We start from the raw sequence: 20628 nt of genomic DNA, 5'->3' as shown, positions 1-20628 counted from the left end.
GGAGGTTCGGTCGGTCTACCCTCGACCTTCCGCCGCCGTCCGCCACCCGTCAACGGACTTTGTGCGACTCGGCGAATAGCGGAGCAGCGCCTCCTCGAACGCCGGATCCACGACCCCGGCACGGTGGCCGGAGAACTCCGGATCGGCGGGGCCGGAGGCGGGCGGTCCGGTGGCGACGCTGTCGGCCAGGCCCGCGACGGCGGCGACGGCCCGGGCCACCGCGCGCGGCGCGGCGATCACCGGGACCTCCAGGGCCCGCACGGTACGGACGTCGCGCCCCGCCGGATCGTCGACGGTGAGCAGATACCAGCCGCGCTCCTCGGACCATCCGGCGCCGGCCGCGTCGTGGTCCCACACCACCCGCCCGTGCAGGCGCGTCTGCCGGGCGAGATCGAACGGTATCCAGCCGTCCCGTGGCGGGCCGGGGTCGGCGCGCCAGTCCGCCACCGGCACGCCGGCCGCCTCCAGCGCCCCGGCCACGGCCCGGATGTATCCCGCGTGCGCGAGTCCGCTCTCGGCCACCGTGAACCTCAGACGACGGCCCGGCGGGCGATCTCGAAGAGCCCGGCCCGGCCGCCGAAGGCACGCCGTGCCGCTTCGCCGATCTGGGTGAACAGGGTGTCCCCGCCGAAGTCGAACTCGCTGATCTCCCCGGCCAGCAGGTGTGCCGCGAGCTCCGCGGAGTGGTCGCCGGGCCGCAGTCCTTCGCCGGGCAGGTCGGTCGCGAAGGCGCGCCGGGCCAGCAGCCGGTCACCGGCCGGGTCGTCGGGTTCGGTGCCGTGCAGCCAGAGCAGGGCGGCCGTCTCCGGGCGCAGGACCCGCTGGAACAGGCAGGGTTCCCGGTCGCGGACGTCGACCAGTCCACCGGCCCAGAACGGGTCGGTCACCTCGAATCCGGCGGCGGTCAACGCGGCCGCGGCGGTCGCTCCGGAGGGGCCGTCGTCCCAGGTGAAGATCGACGGAACCCGCTGTCCGGCGCGGGGATGAAGGCCCGGAACGCCGGCCAGCGCCGTGAGGAGTCGCTCGGGCGTCATCGGATGATCATGGCAATCACCGGCCGGAAAGACAAAAGGTCACCACGTCCGGCCGTGCCGGTCACGCGCTTTCAGCCGCACCGTCGGCAGCTCGGGCGCCGGGAGGGGGTCGGCCTCGCACCCGCCGACGACCCCGAATCGCTCGGCGCCGGCCATCCACTCTTCCCGCGCCCGGATGATGTCGTCGTGCGACCGGCCCACGAAGTTCCACCACATGACCAGAGGCTCGTCGAACGGCTCGCCGCCGATCAGGAACAACCGCGCCGTTCCGGCGACTTCCAGATCCAGCGTGGTACGCCCACCGCTCACGAAGAGCAGCGATCCCGGCTGGAGCTCCGTTCCCGCGACCGTGGCCGCCCCCGACATCACCAGCACCGCGTGCTCGAACGCCGGATCGACGCCGAGGCGGTGCCGGCCCGCCGCGGTGTAGATCAGCTCGGCTCCGACCAGCGGCGAGTGCACGCGGGCGGGGGAGCGGCGCCCGCCGAGTTCGCCGGCCACGACGGTGACCGTGACCGGCCCCTCCTGGTAGGAGGGCAGTTCCGCGTGGTGCTCGAACCGGGCCGGCCCGTGCCGGGCGTCCTCCGGCAGCGCGATCCACAGTTGCAGCCCGTGTGCGCTGTCGGGGTGCTCCGGCGGGGTGTGCTCGGAGTGCGCGATGCCGTGCCCCGACGTCATCAGGTTGAGCTGGCCGGGCGCGATGAACTGGTGGCTGCCGAGACTGTCCCGGTGTTCGACCAGCCCGTCGACGAGCCAGGTGACGGTCTGCAGCCCGGTGTGCGGGTGTGGCGGCACCCGCATGCCGGGCCGCCCGGCGACGTCGTCGGGCCCGAAGTGGTCGACGAAGCACCAGGCGCCGACCATGCGCCGGTCCCGGTGCGGCAGCAGCCGGCGCACCGTCGTGTACCGCCCCAGCGGCACGTCGTGCCCGGGCAGCAGCACGTGATCGGCGGTGCCCGGCGGGTTGCTCATGTCCCCGAGGGTAGTAGCGACGCGGAGCCGAGGATGCGGGTGATCTTGACCTCGATGACGACGCGTTCCGGGTTCGGGCGGGGGGTGCGGTAACGGGCGGCGTACCGCTGCTCGGCCTCGGTGACCGACGACGGGTCGTCGCGGATCACGGCGAGACCTTCGACGGTGCTCCAGCGGGGGCCGTCGACCTGGCAGATCGCCACCCGCTGCTGCCCGCGCAGGACGTGCCGGACCTTGGCGGAGCCACCGGACGAGATGATCCGGGCGAGCCCGGCGACCGGGTCCAGGGTGGCGCCGACCGCGACCACGTGCGGCGATCCGTCGGCGCGCAGCGTGGTGAGCGTGCACAGGTGGCGCTCGGTCCAGAACTCGGCGAGCAGGGGTGAGTCGATCGGGATCGCGCCGCTCACGGACGTACCTCCGGGGGGGGTGGGAAGAGGGTTTCACGCCGGCTCGGCCGGCAGTTCGCCGCGGTTGACCGCGGCCAGCAGCGCCTGATGGTCGCTCTCGACCTGATCGGCGTACGCCCGCGCGAAGCGCGCGAGGGACTCGTCGAGTTTGTCGCCGCTGCCGACGTAGCCCGCGATCATCGACGCCCCGCTGGTGCGGGCGTGCGACTTGGCGAGCAGGTAGCCGCAGATCCGGGCGTAGTCGGCGAGCGCTCCGGCGTCGATGTCCTCGACGACGATCGCGCCCTTCATGTCCCGGAACTGGCGCACGTAGTACTGGTGGTCACCGACCGTGGTCCAGCCGAGCAGCGGGTCGCTGACCGTCTGGAGGGCCTGCTGGTATTCGACGACCCGCTGGCCCTGATGCCGGTGCCAGGCGAGCGCGCCGTGCTGGTGTTTCGCGACCACCGACCGGCGGGCCTGCTTGAGCTGGAGGAAGAGCACGTCGTCGGGGCTGCTGCCCTCGCACAGCGCGACGTACGCCCGCAGCCCGACCGATCCCACGCCGACGACCTTGTGCGCGATGTCGACGATCCGGTACCCGCCGAGGATCCGCGCCCAGTGCGGCCGGACGGTGCTGAGGTATCCGTCCAGGCCCTCGGCCAGCTGGTCGCGTTCCTCCGCGGGCAGCCGGGTGATCAGCGGCGGCTCCTCGACGAGCCGCATGGCGCCGTCGTTGCGCTCGGTGAACCGGGGCAGCGCCCGGTCGCTGGTGCGGCGTCGGGCCCGGCGGGCGGCGCGCTCGATCTCGTCGCGGAAGCTGTCCCGGCTGGCGGCCGAGCGCATCGCGTCGACGTTGAGCTGGTCGAAGGAGCGGCGCAGCAGCGGCTGTTCGGCGAGGTGGCCGATCTGCACGCGGTACTCCTCGACGCAGTGCTGGACCGCTTCGGAGCAGGCGCTCTCCCGGAAGCCGTTGACCCGGCCGGCGACGTGCACGCTGACCGCGAGGCGGCGCAGGTCCCACTCCCACGGGCCGGGGTGCGCCTCGTCGAAGTCGTTGAGGTCGAAGACCAGCTCACGCTCGGGAGAGGCGTAGAACCCGAAGTTGCCGAGGTGGGCGTCGCCGCAGATCACCGGGGTGATGCCGGTGCTGGGCAGTCCGGCGAAGTCGTCGGCCATCAGGCCGGCGGTGCCGCGCAGGAAGGTGTAGGGCGACTGGATCATCCGGCCGATGCGGACCGGGATGAGCCGCTCCAGCCGCCCCTCGTGGGTGGCGACGACCTGGGCGACCGGGTCGGGGCGGCGGTCACGGGCCCGCCAGTGCGCCATCTCGGAGCGGGGAGACCGGTCACGCAGCGAGCGGCCGGCCTCGTACCGCTCGGCGCGCGGTGCGGCGGCCCGGCGCAACGAGGTGAACCCCTCGTCGGCTAGGCTGCCCAGCACACTCGGGCTGTTGAACGTCACTGACGGTTCCATCGCTGCCGAGGGTACGTGCCGCCGAAGATCGCCCGCGCGGGGCTCGTAAAAAGCGGATGTTATCGATAACATTTCTGGTTGCGCGGGCAGGTGTGGGATTCCGCTACGCTCCATGAGAACTGAACTTTTTTCAACATGACGAGGCCGGAACCGCGTGTCGCCGCCCGATCGTCTCGCACCGTCAGGCTCAATGCCAGGGTTGAAAAGGTTCACAGGATCAGACGAGGTGCGCAAGTGGACAAGATCTCCCGTAGCCCGGCGATGACGGATGTGGCCCGGCTGGCGGGTGTGTCCCATCAGACCGTCTCGCGCGTTCTCAACGATCATCCCAATGTCAAGGAACAGACCCGCATGCGGGTCCGGGCCGCCATCGCCGAGCTGGGCTACCGTCCCAACCGCGCCGCCCGCGCACTCGTCACCGGGCGCTCCCAGCTGATCGGCGTGGTCGCCCGCAACAGCACGCTGTTCGGCCCGGCCACCATGCTGAGCGAGTTCGAGCAGGCCGCCGCGGACGCCGGTTTCGCCGTCAGCGTCGGCAGCGTCCGCGAGCTGGACCGCTCCTCGATCTCCGCGGTGGTGGACCGGCATCTGGACCAGCGGGTGGCCGGCCTGGTGGTCATCGCCAACACCGCCTCCGCGACCGAGGCCCTCGCCGAGATCCCCGGTGACGTGCCGGTGGTCTTCATCGACGGCGACCCGTCGAGCGGGCGGCCGCTGGTCACGGTGGACCAGGTGGCCGGCGCCCGTGCGGCGACGCAGCACCTGCTGGACGCCGGTCATGAAACGGTCTGGCACGTCTCCGGGCCAACCGACTGGTTCGACTCGGCCGGCCGCATCCAGGGCTGGAAGCAGACCCTGCTGGAGGCCGGCGCCGAGGTGCCGCCGCTGCTGTCGGCCGACTGGTCCGCCTCCGAGGGTTACCGGACCGGTCAGATGCTGGCCCGGATGCCCGAGGTGACGGCCATCTTCACGGCGAACGATCACTTGGCCCTGGGCATCCTGCGGGCGCTGCACGAGCGCGGCCGCCGGGTGCCGCACGACGTGGCCGTGGTCGGTTTCGACGACGTGCCCGAGGCGGCCTATTTCATTCCGCCGCTGACCACCGTCCGGCAGGCCTTCGGCGACGTGGCCCGGGCCGCGTTGACCCTGCTCCTGGGCCAGATGAGGGACATCTCCAGCGCCGCGAACCAGATCGTCGTCCCGCCTCAGCTGGTGATCCGCGAAAGCGCTCCGCGTCGCCTCTGACCGGTTCGGCCCGCCTTCGTTAATATGCCGTTACCTCGTTGTTGCCGACATGCGTTGACACCTCATTTGTTAGCGATAACACTGGGGTTCGCTCCCGCTGGGGTGTGGCCCCGGCCACCTCCCGGGCCACCCACCGGAGGTACGCCCCATGTCCGTTGATCCGTCCGCGACGTACGTCATCGGTGTCGACTACGGCACCCTGTCGGGCCGGGCCGTGGTCGTCCGGGTCTCCGACGGCGCGGAACTCGGCTCCGCGGTGCACGAGTACAGCCATGCGGTGCTCACCGAGGCCCTGCCCGACGGCACCCCGCTGGGTCACGACTGGGCGCTGCAGGTGCCCGGTGACTACACCGACGTACTGAAGATCGCCGTGCCCCAGGCGGTCGCCGCGGCCGGCATCGACCCCGCCCAGGTGATCGGCATCGGCACCGACTTCACGGCGTGCACGATGGTGCCCACCCTCAGTGACGGTACCCCGCTGAGCGATCTGCCGGAGTTCGTTTCCCGGTCGCACGCCTATGTCAAGCTGTGGAAGCACCACGCCGCCCAGGGGCAGGCCGACCGGATCAACCGGCTCGCCGCCGCGCGCGGCGAGGCCTGGCTGCCCCGGTACGGCGGCCTGATCTCCTCGGAGTGGGAGTTCGCCAAGGCCCTGCAACTGCTGGAGGAGGACCCGGAGGTCTACGCGGCGACGGCACGCTGGGTGGAGGCCGCCGACTGGATCGTCTGGCAGCTCACCGGTGAGTACGTGCGCAACGCCTGCACCGCCGGCTACAAGGGCATCCTCCAGAACGGCGCCTACCCGTCGCGGGACTTCCTCGCCCAGCTCAACCCGGCCTTCGCCGACTTCGTCGCCGACAAGCTGGACCAGCCGATCGGCCGGCTCGGTTCGGCCGCCGGCACGCTGAGCAAGCAGGCCGCCGAGTGGACCGGCCTGCCCGAGGGCGTCGTCGTCGCGGTCGGCAACGTGGACGCGCACGTGACCTCGGCCGCCGCCCAGGCCCTGGAGCCCGGCCAGATGGTCGCCATCATGGGCACCTCGACCTGCCACGTCATGAACGGCGCCGACATCCGCGAGGTCCCCGGCATGTGCGGCGTCGTCGACGGCGGCATCGTGGACGGCCTGTACGGCTACGAGGCGGGCCAGAGCGGCGTCGGCGACATCTTCGGCCACTACGTCGCGACGCTCAAGGACGAGCACACCCACCAGCGCCTGACCGAGCTGGCCGCCGCCCAGAAGCCCGGCGAGCACGGCCTGCTGGCTCTCGACTGGCACAGCGGCAACCGCTCGGTGCTGGTCGATCACGAGCTGTCCGGGCTGCTGGTCGGCGAGACGCTGACGACCAAGCCGGAGGACGTGTACCGGGCGTTGATCGAGGCAACGGCCTTCGGTGCACGTAAGATCGTTGAGACGTTCAACGCGAACGGCGTACCGGTCCACGAGTTCGTCGTCGCCGGTGGCCTGATGAAGAATCGCCTGCTCATGCAGATCTACGCGGATGTGCTGAACATGCCGCTCTCGCTGCTCGAATCCGAGCAGGGCCCGGCTCTCGGCTCGGCGATCCACGCCGCTGCCGCCGCCGGCGCGTACCCGGATGTCCGCGCCGCGGCCGCCGTCATGGGCCGCTGCACGCGTGGCGTCTACCAGCCGGACCCGGCGGCCGCCGCGGTCTACGACGAGCTCTACGCCGAGTATTCGGAGCTGCACGACTACTTCGGCCGGGGTGGCAACCGGGTGATGCGGAAACTGCGCGCGATCCAGCGCCGGGTCTCCGGGTCCGCTTGATACCACGAGCAAAGGAACAGCGATGAACCCGCAGATCTGGTTTCTGACCGGAAGCCAGCATCTCTACGGCCCGGAGACTCTGCGGCAGGTCGCCGACCAGTCCGCCGAGATCCAGCGGACCCTGGCCGCCGGCGGTCTGCCGGTCGAGGTCGTCGGCAAGCCGGTGCTCACCGACTCGGGCGCGATCAAGCAGGTCATGCTGGACGCCAACGCCGACCGGAACTGCATCGGCATCATCGCCTGGATGCACACGTTCTCCCCGGCCAAGATGTGGATCGGCGGCCTGGACGCGCTGCGCAAGCCGCTGCTGCACCTGCACACCCAGCACAACGCGTCGCTGCCGTGGTCGACCATCGACATGGACTTCATGAACCTCAACCAGGCCGCCCACGGCGACCGGGAGTTCGGGTACATCCAGGCGCGGCTCGGCGTGCCGCGCAAGGTGGTCGCCGGGCACGCCGCCGACCCGGTGGTCGTCGCGCGGGTCGGCGCCTGGGCCCGGGCCGCGACCGGCCTTCAGCACCTGCGCACCCTGCGGCTGGCGCGCTTCGGCGACAACATGCGCGACGTCGCGGTCACCGAGGGCGACAAGGTCGAGGCCGAGCTGCGATTCGGCGTCTCGGTCAACACGTACGGCGTGAACGATCTCGTCGCCGTCGTGGACCAGGTGCCGGACGTCGAGATCGACAAGCTCGTCGCGGAGTACCGCGACGTCTTCGACGTCGACGCGGCGCTGCTGGACGAGCGGCTCGACTCGCTGCGTTACGCGGCGCGGCTCGAGGCCGGCATGCGGCAGTTCCTTACCGACGGCGGCTTCGGCGCGTTCACCACCAACTTCGAGGATCTGGGCGGGCTGCGCCAGCTGCCCGGCCTGGCGGTGCAGCGCCTGATGGCCGACGGTTACGGCTTCGGCGGCGAAGGCGACTGGAAGACCTCGGTCCTGGTCGCCACCGTGAAGGCGATGGATTCCGGAACCGGACGCGGCACCTCATTCATGGAGGATTACACCTACCACTTCGGCCCGGGCGAGCCTAAGATCCTCGGCGCGCACATGCTCGAGGTCTGCCCGTCCATCGCGTCGGCGAAGCCGCGCGCCGAGATCCATCCCCTGGGGATCGGCGGCCGGGAGGACCCCGTGCGCCTGGTCTTCGACGCGGCCCCCGGCCCGGCGGTGGTCATGGGCATGGCCGACATGGGCGACCGGTTCCGGCTGGTCGCGAACGAGATCGAGGTGATCCCCCCGGACGAGCCGCTGCCGAGACTGCCCGTGGCCCGAGCCGTGTGGAAGCCCGCACCTTCGCTCTCCACCTCCGCCGAATGTTGGATCATGGCTGGTGGACCGCATCACACCGTGCTGACCCAGGCGGTCGACGCGGAGACTCTGCGTGATTTCGCGGAGATGGCGCAGACCGAGCTTCTGATGATCGACGAGCGCACCACCCCGGCCGGCTTCTCCGACCGGGTGCGCTGGAACCAGGCGTACCACCGCCTGGCTCGCCCCCTGTAACACCGTTCTCAAAGGAGAGATCCACCGTGAAATTGACCCGGCTCGCGGCCGTTTTCACCGCCGCCACGATGGTCGCCACCATGGCGGCCTGTGGTAACGCTGAGAAGTCCGTCGACAAGGAAGCCGCCAGCGGTGTCACCGCAGGCGCGCTGGTCGGCATCACCATGCCGACCCGCTCCTCGGAGCGCTGGATCCACGACGGCGACAACCTGAAGAAGCAGCTCGAGACCCTGGGCTACAAGGTCGACCTCCAGTACGCGGAGGACGACATCCCGACCCAGACCCAGCAGTTGGACAGCCAGATCACCAAGGGCGCCAAGCTGCTGATCATCGCGTCGATCGACGGCGAGGCGATCACCAGCCAGCTCGACAACGCGAAGGCCGCCGGCATCAAGGTCATCGCGTACGACCGGCTCATCCGCAAGAGCCCGAACGTGGACTACTACGCCACCTTCGACAACTTCAAGGTCGGCGTGCAGCAGGCCACCTCGCTGCTGATCGGTCTCAAGGTCCTCAACGCCGACGGCACCGACGCCGGCGCCAAGGGCCCGCTGAACGTCGAGCTGTTCGCCGGTTCGCCGGACGACAACAACGCGACCTTCTTCTTCAAGGGCGCCATGAGCGTCCTGCAGCCGCACATCGACAAGGGCACCGTCGTCGTTAAGAGCGGCCAGAAGGACTTCGACACCGTCTCCACGCTGCGCTGGGACCCGGCCACCGCGCAGAAGCGCATGGAGAACCTGCTGACCTCGACCTACAAGGACGGCGCCAAGGTCAACGGTGTTCTCTCGCCCTACGACGGCATCTCGATCGGCATCCTCTCCGCGCTGAAGTCCGGCGGTTACGGCACCGGTTCGCAGGCGTACCCGATCGTCACCGGCCAGGACGCCGAGCTCGCCTCGGTCAAGTCGATCATCGCGGGTGAGCAGTACTCCACCATCTACAAGGACACCCGTCAGCTCGCCAAGGTCACCGGCGAGATGGCCGACGCGGTGCTCAAGGGCCAGACCCCGAAGACGAACAACGCCACCGACTACGACAACGGTGTGAAGGTCGTCCCGGCCCAGCTGCTGGAGTCGGTCATCGTCACCAAGGACAACTACGAGAAGGAACTGGTCACCGGCGGCTACTACACGGCTGACCAGCTGAAGTGATGTAGGTTTCCGCGCCCCGCCCACCTTTCGAGGCGGGCGGGGCGCGGGCCTCATCGGCCCACTAGGAGGGTCTGCATGACCGACACGATTCTGCGGATGAGCGGCATCACCAAGACGTTCCCGGGCGTCAAGGCGCTGCAGGACGTCAATCTTGACGTACGCAGAGGAGAGATCCACTCCATCTGCGGTGAGAACGGGGCCGGCAAGTCGACCCTGATGAAGGTGCTGTCGGGTGTCTACCCGCACGGGACCTACGAGGGCGACATCGAGTTCGAGGGCGAGCCCTGCAAGTTCTCCGGCATCCGCGACAGCGAGCACCGGGGCATCGTCATCATCCACCAGGAGCTCGCGCTCGCGTCGAACCTTTCCATCGCCGAGAACATCTTTCTCGGCAACGAGCAGGCCAAGCGCGGCTGGATCGACTGGAACCGGACCAACGCCGCGGCCGACGAGCTACTGCGCCGCGTCGGCCTGTCCGAGCGCGCGGTCACCCCGGTCATCGAGCTCGGTGTCGGCAAGCAGCAGCTCGTCGAGATCGCCAAGGCCCTCTCCAAGCAGGTCAAGTTGCTGATCCTCGATGAGCCGACCGCGGCGCTCAACGACGAGGACTCGGCGCATCTGCTCGACCTGTTGCGCGGGCTGCGCGACGAGGGCATCACCTGCGTGATCATCTCGCACAAGCTCAACGAGGTCATGGGAATCTCGGACCGGGTCACCATCCTGCGGGACGGCAAGACGATCTGGACCGCGAACACCCCGGAACTCACCGAGGAGAAGATCATCTCGGGGATGGTCGGCCGGGACATGGAACACCGTTACCCGGACCACACCCCGAAGATCGGCGCGGAGGCGCTGCGGATCGAGGACTGGACGGTCTTCAGTCCCAGCCAGCCCGACCGGCCGCTGGTCAACCGGGTCAACATGACGCTGCGCCGCGGCGAGATCGTCGGGTTGGCCGGCCTGATGGGCGCCGGCCGCACCGAACTGGCGATGAGCGTCTTCGGTCGTTCGTACGGCGTCAACATCTCCGGCCGTCTGGTCAAGGACGGCCAGGAGATCCAGGCGCGCACCGTCCGCGAGGCGATCGACCACGGCATGGCGTACGCCACCGAGGACCGCAAGCGGTACGGCCTGAACCTGATCGAGGACATCAAGCGCAACATCTCGGCGGCGGCGCTGGACAAGCTGGCCAAGGCCGGCTGGGTCGACGGCAACGAGGAGTTCCGGGTCGCCGACGGGTTCCGCGCCAGCATGAACATCAAGGCGCCGAGCGTCGAGGCGGTCGTCGGCAAGCTGTCCGGCGGCAACCAGCAGAAGGTCGTGCTGTCCAAGTGGATCCTCACCGATCCGGACATCCTGATCCTCGACGAGCCGACCCGGGGCATCGACGTCGGTGCCAAGTACGAGATCTACACGATCATCAACCGGCTCGCCGACGAGGGGAAGGCCATCCTGGTCATCTCGTCCGAGCTCCCCGAGCTTCTCGGGATCTGTGACCGCATCTACACCCTCTCGGCTGGCCGGATCACCGGCGAGGTGCCGCGCGCCGAGGCCACGCAAGAGAGCCTGATGACCCTCATGACGAAGGAAGCACAGGAGGTAGCGCCGTGACGGCCGCACCCACCAGCACCGGTGTGCAGGCCGGCAAGGGCCCGGCCGCGCCGCACGGCGACACCGCCCCCCGCAGAGTCAATTTCGACATCAAGCAGAGCGGCATCTACATCGCGCTCGCCCTGGTCGTCGTGCTGTTCACCGCGCTGACCGGCGGCGACCTGCTGGGCCCGCAGAACCTCAGCAACATCATCGTGCAGTTCTCGTACATCCTGGTGCTCGCGATCGGCATGGTGCTGATCATCATCGCCGGGCACATCGACCTGTCGGTCGGTTCGGTGGTGGCCGCGACCGGCGCCTTCGCCGCCGTCATGATGGTCGACTGGGATCTGCCCTGGCCGGTCGCGGTGATCGCGACGCTGGTCTTCGGCGCGATGATCGGCGCCTGGCAGGGCTACTGGGTGGCGTACTTCAACATTCCGGCCTTCATCGTCACGCTGGCCGGCATGCTGCTGTTCCGTGCGGTGACCATGTGGATCCTCGGCAACGAGGGCAAGGGCCCGTTCCCCGACGAGATCCGGACGCTGGGCAACGGCTTCATCCCCGGGTTCCTCGGCAACATCGGCCTCGGTGAGGCGCTGGGCGGGGCCGACCTGTTCAGCATCATCCTCGGCGTCGCCGTGGTCGTGGGCATGGCCCTGGTGCAGGTCCGGGCCCGGGCCGCCCGGATCCGCTACAGCCAGGCCGTCGACCCGATGTGGCTGTTCGCGCTCAAGGTGGCCGTCCCGGCGATCCTGGTGATGTTCTTCGTCGTGCAGCTGGCGCGTTTCCGGAACCTGCCCTGGGTGCTCGTCCTGCTCGCCGTGCTGGTGGTCGGCTACACCCTGGTCACCAACCGGGCCGTGTTCGGCCGGCAGATCTACGCCGTCGGCGGCAACCTGCAGGCCGCGACGCTCTCCGGCGTCAAGGTCAAGTCGGTGGTGTTCTGGCTGTTCGTCAACATGGGCGTGCTCTCGGCGGTGGCCGGCATCATCTTCGCCGGCCGGCTCAACCTGGCCGGCCCGACCGCCGGCAACAGCTTCGAGCTGGACGCCATCGCGGCCGCGTTCATCGGCGGCGCCGCCGTCCAGGGCGGCGTCGGCAAGGTGGTCGGCGCGATCACCGGCGGCATGATCATGGCCGTCATCAACAACGGCATGAGCCTGCTCGGCGCGGAGCCCAAGGAGGTCATGCTGGTCAAGGGCGGCGTGCTCCTGGCCGCGGTGGCCTTCGACGTCTGGTCGAAGCGCCGCACGGCCGGCGCCAAGTGACGAGCTGACCAGTGGTGAAGAGAACACGCCGTCCCGGCACAGGGCCTTGAGCCGGGGCGGCTGACAAGGGCCGGCGCCTCCTGGGAGAGGCGCCGGCCCTGAACTCTTTCTCCGCCCGGGGTCGGTCAGCGGGCGGCGGCCGGGCCGGGGTCGGTCAGCGGGCGGCGGCCAGGCCGAACGAGGAGGGCTTCACGCCCGGGAACACATCGTTCAGCGCGCCGACGCCGCACCGTTTCTGCAGCACCTCGCCGATCACCGACCGGTAGTCGGTGGTCACCGCCAGATCTCCCGCGACCAGCGACGCCGGGTCCAGGCCGGGCCACGCGCCGTAGACTCTGCCGCCGCGTATCCCGCCGCCGAGCAGCATCATCGCGTTGCCGTGGCCGTGATCCACGCCGCGCGAGCTGTTCTCCTTGACCCGGCGGCCGAACTCGCTGATCGTCAGGACGGTCACGTTCTTCATCGCGGTCTCGCCGAGGTCGGTGACGAAGGCGGCCAACGCGGCGGAGAAGTCGGCCAGGTTGTCGTACATCCGTTGGCCCTTGACCGCCGGGCCGAGCCCCTGGTGCATGTCCCAGTCGCCGCAGTCGACCGCGGCCGTGACCAGGCCGGAGTCCGCCTTGATCAGCCGGGCCACGTCGCGCAGCGCGCCGCCCAGGTCGCTGTCGGGGTACTCGGCGCCGTTCGCCGGCCGGTAGGCGCCCTTCGCCGAGGCGGTGGCGGCCAGGGCCCGGTCGGCGGCCATGGCCGGGCCGGCGAGCAGGGGCGGGGCGTCGGCGTACATCGCCCGCAGCGCGGCGGCCATCGGCTTCTTGCCATCGGCGGCGAGGGTGAACTCGTCGAGACCCTTCATCGACACGTCGGCCGACGGGCCGGCCAGCAGCCGGGCCGGCATCGCGTCGCCCATCGACACCGCGGAGAGCGGTCCGGAGGCGCCGGTCAGGCCGAGCATCCGGTCCAGCCATCCGCTGCGGATCGAGGTGCCGGGCGCGGCGTTCTCCATCGCCTCCATCGCGGCGAAGTGCGACCGGGTCGGATTCGACTGCCCGACCGCGTGCACCGCGGCGAGTCTTCCGGCCTTCCACTGCGGCAGCAGCGGGGCCATCGCCGGGTGCAGCCCGAACATGCCGTCGCCGGCAATCACCTTGGCGGTGGGGACGGCGATGCCGGGGCGGGCCTGGAAGTACGCGGTGTCGCCGATCGGCGCGAACGCCGACAGTCCGTCGAAACCGCCGTGCATCGACACCACCACCAGGACGTCCCCGGTGTACTTCCCGGCGGCGAACGCGAGGCTCGTGCTGAGCGCCTCGCCGGCCAGTCCGGTGAGCGCGGCCCCGGCGCCGACGGCGAGACCACGGCGGATCAGGCCGCGCCGGGTGAGCTGTGCCTTCTCGTTCTCGTCACAACACAGCACCGTTGTCATAGTGCCTCCCTTGTCATGCCCTCCGGCCCTGCCGCGCCTCCGGCGAGCCACGGTGGTCAAGTCGTGACGATCACCGAAGCTGGAAGGACGGCGAGTCAAGGACGAGAGCGATCAGGTACGGCGCGGAGCCGGCCAGCGACTTGTCCTTGACGGTCAGGGGACTGGTCGGCACCTTTCCCGCGACACTGAGCACGGCGGCGGTGTGCGCGGCCGGCAGTTTCGCGCCGACCAGGCGCGTGGCGAGCGCGTCGACCAGCGCGCCGTACGTGCCCGGCAGCACCGGCACCAGCGACTTCAGCAGGTCGGCCGGCCGGGTGAGCTGCTTCGGGTACCACCCGGTGGCGAGGTTCAGGTGCAGGTTGCAGCGCAGCAGGAACGCCGACGGCGACGCCCAGGCGGCGGCCACGTCCGGGTATCCGTTCGGGGCGCTCCACCGCAACGGCGCGTTGCCGGCCGACACCAGGTGGTTGTAGAGCGCGTCCAGCGACTTCACGCCGGAGGCGTCCGGACCGAGCCCGAGCGCGCGGATCGCGGCGATGGTGTCCTCGAACGGCGTGCGGATCTTCTGCCCCACCGACGCGGCGAACTCCGGCGACGTGAACAGGGCGCGCAGCACCGGCGCGATCGCGGTGTCGTTGTCCAGGTAGACCTTCGCCAGCTTGGTGACCAGCGAGGCCGGCGCCTCGTCGGCGACGAACCGGACGCACAGCTTGCGGGCGATCCGCTCAGCGGTCGCGGTGTGCCGGGCCAGGTGGTCGATGAAGGCGAACGCGGCGGACTCACCGTCGGCGGCGGCGTTGGCGTGCTGGAAGCCGAGGATGGCGACCGCGCCGGTGGCGTGCGCCGACGCGTCGTAGACGTAACCGCCGGACTTGCCGACCGTCATGCCGGTGAGCAGCCGGGCCGCGGCCAGCACGTCGGCCTCGGTGTAGACCAGGCCGACGGTGTGCAGCTCCATCAGCTCGCGGGCGTAGTTCTCGTTCGGGTGCGCCTTCGTCGACGAGCGCTGGTCCAGGTAGGTCAGCATCGACGGGTGCCGCGCGCTGGCCTTCAGCATGTCGGCGAACTTGCCGAGGGCGTGCTTGCGGATCACGGTCCGGTCGTAGTCGGCGCGGGTGTCCCAGACGCCGGACGACGGGGCGGTGACGTGCAGGTGGTTCGACCAGAAGGAGACGGCCTGCTCGAAGAGCTGCCGCTCGCTCCACGCCGCGCGGGCGATCACGGCCCGGCCGAGCTGCTTGAACGAGTCGTAGGAGTTCTTCGACGACTTCGCCCGCACGGTCGCCGCGTCGGCCCCGGCCAGCGGCAGCCGCTTCAGCACCGCGTCGCACGTCGCGTCGCTGATCCGCGCCGGGTCGAGCTGCCGGTCCAGCCAGCCCGCCACACCCAGATTCGCGGCCTCCGCGTACGACTCCGGCGTCGCGCCGAAGGTGGCCCGGCGCAGCAGGTGCGCGATCGGGTCGTTGCCCAGGCCCGCGGCGAGGCTGCCGGCGGCGGGCGCGGCCGCCGCGGCGGGCGCCTCGACGGCGAGGCCGGTCGCGGCGAGGGCGGCGGTGGCGACGGAACCGGCGAGCACGGTACGGCGGGTCGGCTTTGTCATGCCAGACGGTTCGGCCCGATCCGCGGGTCGAGTCACGGCTGCAACCATGACTAACGGGTTCGCAATCCGGACGCACCCGTTACCGGATTCCCCGTCCTGACCTAGTCTCAAGACCGTGGATCAGCCTGAAACGGTACGCACCCCGTCCTCCTGGGTGGTCGTCGGACTCGACAACGGCGGCACCTGCAACAACGCGACCGTCCTCGATGCGACGGGTCAGTTCCTCGTCAACAACCTCGTGGAGAACCCGAGCCGGGTCCTCGACGGCCCGGAGTCGGCCGTCGAGGCGCTGGCCGAGGCGTTCTCCAACATCCTGGAGTTGACCAGCACCCCGTTGTCTCTGGTCCGTGCGGTCGGGCTGGACACGCCCGGCCCGGCCAGCGCGCACGGGGTGATCTCCTCCAAGGGCGCGACCAACTTCAATCAGGTCTCCTGGCACGGCTTCGACATCCGCGGCGCGCTCGAAGCCCGGCTCGGCCTGCCGGTGGTGTACAACAACGACGGCAACGCGGCCGCCCTCTACGCGCACCACCAGCACTTCGGCGCCGCCGCCCCGCTGAACTCGTCGGTCGCGGCGATCGTCGGCACCGGCCTGGGCGGCGGCGTGGTCGAGTCCGGCGCCGTGGTTCGCGGCGTCGCCGGGATGGCCGGTGAGCTGGGCCACGTGCAGATCCCGCTGCACGGCGTGATCGAGGACGACCAGCCCGTCCCGATGTGCAACTGCGGGTTCGCCGGGGACGTGGAGAGCATCGCCTCGCTCACCGGCATCAAGAACAACCTGCTGCCGTACTGGCTGACCCGGTTCCCGGACCACCCGCTCGCGAACGAGCCGCTCGCCACGGCGGCCAAGGCACTGCGCGGTTACGGCGAGAAGGAGGACGCGATGGCCCTCGCCGTCTTCGGTCAGCAGGCCAAGGCGATCGGCAAGTTGTTCACCATCGCCGCCAACTTCACCGACCCGGCCGCCTACTTCCTGGGCGGCGGGGTGGTCGAGGCGGCGCCGCACTTCCGGCAGTGGTTCCTCAACAGCGTGCGGGAGAGCACCGACCTGCGTGACGAGCAGAAGGCGGTGGCCACCTTCGCCCTGGTCCCCGACCGGGACATGGCCGGCGCCCGCGGCGCCGCGGTGGCCGCCCTCAACACGGTGACGGCCGCTTAGGACTCCTCCTTCAGCGCTGCCGCCACGTCCGGGAACATCGGCAGGTAATCGCTGAGGCCGAGAGTGTCGAAGAGCCTGCGCAGGAAGCCCGACGGGGCGGCGAGACGCACCCAGCCGCCCCGTTCCCCGGCCCGCCCGTGCGCGGTGACCAGCACGCCCACGCCCATCGAATCACAGAAGTCGAGGCCGGAGACGTCGACGACCACGCGTGGAGAGGGACGCTCGACGAGCCGGCTCAGGTTGGCCTTGAGGGCCGGAGCGGTGTCGATGTCCAGGGATCCGCGTAGGACCAGGACGGCCGTGTTCGGTGGATGGTGCGCGACCGATACCTGCATGTGTGTCTGTCTCTCCGTCGGGTCTGGGGCGGGCTCGTATAAATCGAGGATGATGACCACCCTATGCGAGCCCGCCGACCCGTGCAGGTGCCGCCGCGATAAGTCGGCGCCAGTGTTGAGCGACAGGTTGACGGCGGACCATCTCAGCGCGCACGGCCCGGTCCTGATGGTCGGTCTCACGTAGAGTCGGGGGTCGATATCGGTTTCGGATGCCGGCCTGCGGGTGCTGGCCGAGGACCGGCGGGCATTGGCCGAGTTGGCGCGGGAGGTGCTCGGCGACCCGGCGCCTGAGGCGGGCGATGCCGTGCCGTCGAAGCTATTCGCGGTGGCGGGTGCGGCTGAGCCACTGCACGCCGGCGCCGATCGCCAGGGCCAGGCCGACGGCGGCCGCGGCGCCGGCGAGGGGGTTGTCGGGGAAGACGGCATTGCCGACGATCCCGACGGCGACGCCGTAGCCGGTCCACAGGGCCGCCCCGATGCTGGAGAACAGCAGGTAGCGGCGCGGCGGAAAGCGCAGCAGGCCGGCGCTGATCCCGACAGCGGTGGTGCCGCCCGGGACGAACCGGCCGGTGACGATCATCCCGGGGCCCCAGGTGTGCTCCCGGGCGTGCAGCCAGGCCAGTGCGGTGCGCAGCCGCGCAGACCCCGCCGCACGGGCGTGGCCGGGTCGGCTCAGGGCGCGCCCGAGGGTGTAGGCGGCCAGGTCACCGAGCACGGCGCCGGCGGTGGTGCTGACGCACACCCAGGCCAGGGGCAGCCTGCCGGCGGCGGCCAGGCTCATCGCGGTGGCGAGCATCCCTTCGCTGGGCAGCGGCGGGAACACCGCCGACCCGGCGATCGAGGCGGCGATCACGACGAACGCCCACGGTGAGGTGGCGTCCAGTTGCAGCGGCACGGCGTCGTCCTTTCCCGGACCTGTCCAGGGAAGGCCGTGTACCCACCCGCCCCGGGCCGGATGTCAGCGCCGGGTCAACCGGTGGCGGATGCCGTAGGCGGCGGCGCCGACGGCCAGCACCGCGGCGCCGGCGATCACCGAGCGCAGCGGCAGGGCGAAGGCCAGTGTCAGGCAGCCGGCCAGGCCGATGACCGGGATGGCCCGCGGCGGGCGGCCTTCGGTGGCGGACAACGTCCAGGCGCTGGCGTTGGCGATCGCGTAGTAGGCCAGCACCGCGAAGGAGGAGAACCCGATCGCGGTGCGGACATCGGCGGTGGCCGCGACCGTGGCCACCACCGCACCGACGGCCAGTTCCGCCCGGTGCGGCACCTGGAACCGCGGATGCACGGTAGCCAGAGCATGGGGCAGGTGCCGGTCCCGGGCCATCGCCAGGGTGGTGCGCGACACCCCGAGAATCAGCGCGAGCAGCGAACCCAACGCCGCGACGGCCGCACCGACCCGTACCACCGGGGCCAGCTCGGGCCAGCCGGCGGCGCGTACCGCGTCCGCCAGTGGCGCGGCCGCACCGGCGAGCCGATCGCCGAGCACCGCCAGCACCGCGACCGCCACGATCGTGTACACGACCAGGGTGATCCCCAGAGCCAGCGGCACCGCCCGGGGAATGGTGCGGGCCGGGTCGCGGACCTCCTCGCCGAGTGTGGCGATACGCGCGAACCCGGCGAAGGCGAAGAACAGCAGCCCGGCCGCCTGCAACACGCCGAGGACGGTGGCGTCACCGCCGCCCGACAGCCGGCCCGGGTCGGCAGGCGGCGCGCTCAGGCAGGCCACCACGACACCGGCCAGCACCGCCAGGACGACCGCGACGATCGCCCGGGTCAGCCACGCCGACTTCTGCACGCCCACGTAGTTGACCGCGGTCAGCACCACCACTGCCACCACCGCTACCGCGTGTGCCTGCTGCGGCCAGGCATACATCCCGACAGTGAGAGCCATCGCCGCGCAGGAGGCGGTCTTACCCACCACGAAACCCCAGCCGGCCAGGTATCCCCAGAACGCACCGAGCCGCTCCCGGCCGTAGACGTAGGTGCCGCCGGACGCCGGATAGCGGGCGGCCAGCCGCGCCGATGACGTGGCGTTGCAGTAGGCCACCACCGCCGCTACGGCCAGACCCAGCAGCAACCCCGAACCGGCAGCCGCGGCCGCGGGCGCGAGGGCTGCGAAGATGCCCGCACCGACCATCGACCCCAGGCCGATGACCACGGCGTCGAACACCCCCAGCCGCCTCGCCAGTTGGCCCCCGGCCGCCGTGGATGTCGCGCTCACAACCAACCTTCCGATGAGCCCGGCGCTGTTACGCCGGCCGATATCGGCCGACGATACGGCAGCCGATGGGCTTTCGGCTCCGCCGGTGCAGTGAACATCCAGCGACCGGCGGGATTCCTGCCTCGGTGCGGACCGATCAATCTGTTTTGATGTATCTTCATGGTCATGGGGCCACCGGGTCACCCCGCGCCGCCGTTCGTCCGGCTGGCCGCACACCCGCTGCGCTGGCAGCTCCTGACCGCACTCGCCCACAGTGACCTGCGGGTCCGGGAACTGGTCAGCCTCCTGGGCCAGCCGCAAAACCTGGTCTCCTACCACCTGCGGCTGCTGCGCGACGGCGGCCTGGTCACCGCCACCCGCAGCAGCTTCGACGGCCGCGACAGCTACTACCATCTCGACCTCGACAGGTGCGCCCACGCGCTGGCGGGCACCGGCACCGCTCTGCATCCCGCCCTGCGGTGGGACAGCACTCCACCGGCCTCGCCGGTACACCAGCCGCGAACCGTGCTGTTCGTGTGCACGGGCAACAGCGCACGCTCACCCATCGCTGAAGCCCAGCTCCGCCGCTACACGGCCGGCCACGTGCAGGTGACAAGCGCGGGAAGCCGCCCCCGGCCGCAACTACATCGCCATGCCGTGCGGGCGCTGCACGATCACTTCGGCGTCGACGTCGCGGGCCGGCACCCGCGACATCTGGACACGCTCACCGGCCGCCGCTTCGACTACGTGATCACCCTGTGCGACAAGGCCCGAGAAGTCTGCCCCGACTTCGGTAACCCGGCCGGCCGGCGGCACTGGAGCATCCCCGACCCCGCCGCACTCGGCACCCGAGACGACTACCCCGCCTTCCTCCGGATTGCCGCCGACATCGACACCCGCGTGCGGCATCTGCTGCCCGTCCTCGCCACCGAACCCCAGGAGACCAAACCGTGAGCACACCCGAGCAGTACGTCAGCGTCCGCTACCTCGTCGACGATGTTCACGCCGCCGTCGGCTTCTACACCACCCACCTCGGTTTCCACCTTCACAGCAGCGCCGCCCCCGCCTTCGCCGACGTGGTCCGCGGCCGCCTACGGCTGCTGCTGTCCGGACCCGCCAGCTCCGGTGCCCGCGCCACCCCGGACGACGCCACCAGCCCCGGCCGCAACCGCATCCACCTCATCGTCGACGACCTGGACACCGAGATCGGCCGGCTCCGCGGCGCCGGCCTGACGTTCCGCAGCGAGCTGGTCTCCGGGCCCGGCGGCCGTCAGATCCTGCTCGCCGACCCTGCCGGCAACCTCGTCGAACTGTTCCAACCGGCCCGCGAGGCCGTCCCCGCCAGCAGTTGACGCGGACTGCGGAGCCAAGCCGGTCCGCGGTCCGGCTCCGCGGCCATTCTGAGAATTCGGCCACGGCACGGCCCGCCGGGCTACCGGGGCGTCGGTGGTCTCCCCGTTCAGGTTCGACTCCACCCACCGGCGCTGTCT

At 70.6% G+C, this 20628-nt stretch carries 19 protein-coding genes; 9 read left to right on the top strand and 10 right to left on the bottom strand.

Translation table 11 applies throughout. The features are described from left to right. Window positions 1-15: 15 nt before the first annotated feature. Genes QLQ12_RS15540 through QLQ12_RS15520 form a run of 5 tightly spaced genes read right to left on the bottom strand, consistent with a single transcriptional unit; the run spans window position 16 to window position 3871 of the window. On the bottom strand, window positions 16-522 hold the full coding sequence (locus QLQ12_RS15540; RefSeq protein ID WP_282760564.1) for a DUF6292 family protein: 507 nt from the start codon (window positions 520-522) through the stop codon (window positions 16-18). A gap of 8 nt (window positions 523-530) precedes the next feature. Then, window positions 531-1034, bottom strand: a complete 504-nt coding sequence (locus QLQ12_RS15535) for a hypothetical protein (RefSeq protein ID WP_282760563.1) — start codon at window positions 1032-1034, stop codon at window positions 531-533. 39 nt (window positions 1035-1073) lie between these two features. Beyond that, window positions 1074-2006, bottom strand: coding sequence for a pirin family protein (locus tag QLQ12_RS15530; RefSeq protein ID WP_282760561.1), 933 nt, complete (start codon window positions 2004-2006; stop codon window positions 1074-1076). Then, window positions 2003-2416 carry a PPOX class F420-dependent oxidoreductase gene (locus QLQ12_RS15525; RefSeq protein ID WP_282760559.1) on the bottom strand — a complete coding sequence of 138 codons (414 nt, stop codon included), beginning with the start codon at window positions 2414-2416 and terminating at the stop codon, window positions 2003-2005. The genes QLQ12_RS15530 and QLQ12_RS15525 overlap by 4 nt, the downstream gene beginning before the upstream one ends. A 33-nt stretch (window positions 2417-2449) precedes the next feature. Then, window positions 2450-3871 (bottom strand): DUF2252 domain-containing protein, encoded by a 1422-nt coding sequence (locus tag QLQ12_RS15520; RefSeq protein ID WP_282760558.1) that lies wholly within the window; start codon window positions 3869-3871, stop codon window positions 2450-2452. A gap of 261 nt (window positions 3872-4132) precedes the next feature. On the opposite strand from QLQ12_RS15520, the gene QLQ12_RS15515 reads away from it, so the two are divergent. From QLQ12_RS15515 to mmsB, 6 genes are all read left to right on the top strand, one after another. Next, window positions 4133-5116: a LacI family DNA-binding transcriptional regulator gene (locus QLQ12_RS15515; protein WP_282760813.1), complete on the top strand. Its 984-nt coding sequence runs from the start codon at window positions 4133-4135 to the stop codon at window positions 5114-5116. Between the two features lie 148 nt (window positions 5117-5264). Further along, window positions 5265-6902 carry a ribulokinase gene (araB, locus tag QLQ12_RS15510; protein ID WP_282760557.1) on the top strand — a complete coding sequence of 546 codons (1638 nt, stop codon included), beginning with the start codon at window positions 5265-5267 and terminating at the stop codon, window positions 6900-6902. 22 nt (window positions 6903-6924) lie between these two features. After that, entirely contained in the window at window positions 6925-8409 is a 1485-nt protein-coding gene (gene araA, locus QLQ12_RS15505) for an L-arabinose isomerase (RefSeq protein WP_282760556.1), read from the top strand. 26 nt (window positions 8410-8435) lie between these two features. Continuing rightward, on the top strand, window positions 8436-9563 hold the full coding sequence (gene chvE, locus QLQ12_RS15500; RefSeq protein WP_282760554.1) for a multiple monosaccharide ABC transporter substrate-binding protein: 1128 nt from the start codon (window positions 8436-8438) through the stop codon (window positions 9561-9563). Window positions 9564-9638: 75 nt separating this feature from the next. After that, window positions 9639-11174, top strand: a complete 1536-nt coding sequence (mmsA, locus tag QLQ12_RS15495; RefSeq protein ID WP_282760552.1) for a multiple monosaccharide ABC transporter ATP-binding protein — start codon at window positions 9639-9641, stop codon at window positions 11172-11174. Continuing rightward, window positions 11171-12424, top strand: a complete 1254-nt coding sequence (mmsB, locus tag QLQ12_RS15490) for a multiple monosaccharide ABC transporter permease (RefSeq protein ID WP_282760550.1) — start codon at window positions 11171-11173, stop codon at window positions 12422-12424. The genes mmsA and mmsB overlap by 4 nt, the downstream gene beginning before the upstream one ends. A gap of 154 nt (window positions 12425-12578) precedes the next feature. Here mmsB and QLQ12_RS15485 read toward each other — a convergent pair whose 3' ends face one another. Next, the gene (locus tag QLQ12_RS15485) at window positions 12579-13847 is read right to left on the bottom strand and encodes a DUF1501 domain-containing protein (protein ID WP_282760548.1); all 1269 of its coding nucleotides are present in this window, start codon (window positions 13845-13847) and stop codon (window positions 12579-12581) included. A 70-nt stretch (window positions 13848-13917) separates the two neighbouring features. Then, on the bottom strand, window positions 13918-15447 hold the full coding sequence (locus tag QLQ12_RS15480; RefSeq protein WP_282760546.1) for a DUF1800 domain-containing protein: 1530 nt from the start codon (window positions 15445-15447) through the stop codon (window positions 13918-13920). Window positions 15448-15562: 115 nt separating this feature from the next. Between QLQ12_RS15480 and QLQ12_RS15475 the strand changes: the two genes are divergently transcribed. Next, complete coding sequence (locus tag QLQ12_RS15475; RefSeq protein ID WP_282760544.1) at window positions 15563-16606, top strand: ROK family protein; 1044 nt, start codon at window positions 15563-15565, stop codon at window positions 16604-16606. On the opposite strand, the gene QLQ12_RS15470 is transcribed toward QLQ12_RS15475, so the two are convergent. The 3 genes from QLQ12_RS15470 to QLQ12_RS15460 form a co-directional block, all read right to left on the bottom strand. After that, complete coding sequence (locus QLQ12_RS15470) at window positions 16603-16941, bottom strand: STAS domain-containing protein (protein WP_282760542.1); 339 nt, start codon at window positions 16939-16941, stop codon at window positions 16603-16605. The genes QLQ12_RS15475 and QLQ12_RS15470 overlap by 4 nt on opposite strands. A gap of 316 nt (window positions 16942-17257) precedes the next feature. Continuing rightward, window positions 17258-17836 carry a DedA family protein gene (locus QLQ12_RS15465; protein ID WP_282760540.1) on the bottom strand — a complete coding sequence of 193 codons (579 nt, stop codon included), beginning with the start codon at window positions 17834-17836 and terminating at the stop codon, window positions 17258-17260. Between the two features lie 63 nt (window positions 17837-17899). Continuing rightward, entirely contained in the window at window positions 17900-19159 is a 1260-nt protein-coding gene (locus QLQ12_RS15460; RefSeq protein ID WP_282760538.1) for an APC family permease, read from the bottom strand. Between the two features lie 165 nt (window positions 19160-19324). Here QLQ12_RS15460 and QLQ12_RS15455 point away from each other — a divergent pair, with 165 nt between their 5' ends. Further along, window positions 19325-20092, top strand: coding sequence for an arsenate reductase/protein-tyrosine-phosphatase family protein (locus QLQ12_RS15455; RefSeq protein WP_282760535.1), 768 nt, complete (start codon window positions 19325-19327; stop codon window positions 20090-20092). After that, window positions 20089-20490: a VOC family protein gene (locus QLQ12_RS15450; RefSeq protein ID WP_282760533.1), complete on the top strand. Its 402-nt coding sequence runs from the start codon at window positions 20089-20091 to the stop codon at window positions 20488-20490. The genes QLQ12_RS15455 and QLQ12_RS15450 overlap by 4 nt, the downstream gene beginning before the upstream one ends. Window positions 20491-20628 lie beyond the last annotated feature (138 nt).

It is taken from the genome of Actinoplanes sandaracinus (assembly GCF_030009775.1).
GTDB classification, from domain to species: Bacteria; Actinomycetota; Actinomycetes; order Mycobacteriales; family Micromonosporaceae; genus Actinoplanes; species Actinoplanes sandaracinus.
The sequence above is the reverse complement of the archived record's forward strand: the minus strand, read 5'-3'. Positions and strand labels throughout refer to the sequence as shown.

What these genes read in the sequence shown, in the direction of transcription:
- QLQ12_RS15530 (WP_282760561.1), bottom strand. Translation starts at nt 2,006, where the DNA reads ATGAGCAACCCGCCGGGCACCGCCGATCACGTGCTGCTGCCCGGGCAC.
- araA (WP_282760556.1), top strand. Translation starts at nt 6,925, where the DNA reads ATGAACCCGCAGATCTGGTTTCTGACCGGAAGCCAGCATCTCTACGGC.
- QLQ12_RS15520 (WP_282760558.1), bottom strand. Translation starts at nt 3,871, where the DNA reads ATGGAACCGTCAGTGACGTTCAACAGCCCGAGTGTGCTGGGCAGCCTA.
- QLQ12_RS15535 (WP_282760563.1), bottom strand. Translation starts at nt 1,034, where the DNA reads ATGACGCCCGAGCGACTCCTCACGGCGCTGGCCGGCGTTCCGGGCCTT.
- mmsA (WP_282760552.1), top strand. Translation starts at nt 9,639, where the DNA reads ATGACCGACACGATTCTGCGGATGAGCGGCATCACCAAGACGTTCCCG.
- QLQ12_RS15455 (WP_282760535.1), top strand. Translation starts at nt 19,325, where the DNA reads ATGGGGCCACCGGGTCACCCCGCGCCGCCGTTCGTCCGGCTGGCCGCA.
- QLQ12_RS15480 (WP_282760546.1), bottom strand. Translation starts at nt 15,447, where the DNA reads ATGACAAAGCCGACCCGCCGTACCGTGCTCGCCGGTTCCGTCGCCACC.
- araB (WP_282760557.1), top strand. Translation starts at nt 5,265, where the DNA reads ATGTCCGTTGATCCGTCCGCGACGTACGTCATCGGTGTCGACTACGGC.
- QLQ12_RS15515 (WP_282760813.1), top strand. Translation starts at nt 4,133, where the DNA reads ATGACGGATGTGGCCCGGCTGGCGGGTGTGTCCCATCAGACCGTCTCG.
- QLQ12_RS15470 (WP_282760542.1), bottom strand. Translation starts at nt 16,941, where the DNA reads ATGCAGGTATCGGTCGCGCACCATCCACCGAACACGGCCGTCCTGGTC.
- QLQ12_RS15485 (WP_282760548.1), bottom strand. Translation starts at nt 13,847, where the DNA reads ATGACAACGGTGCTGTGTTGTGACGAGAACGAGAAGGCACAGCTCACC.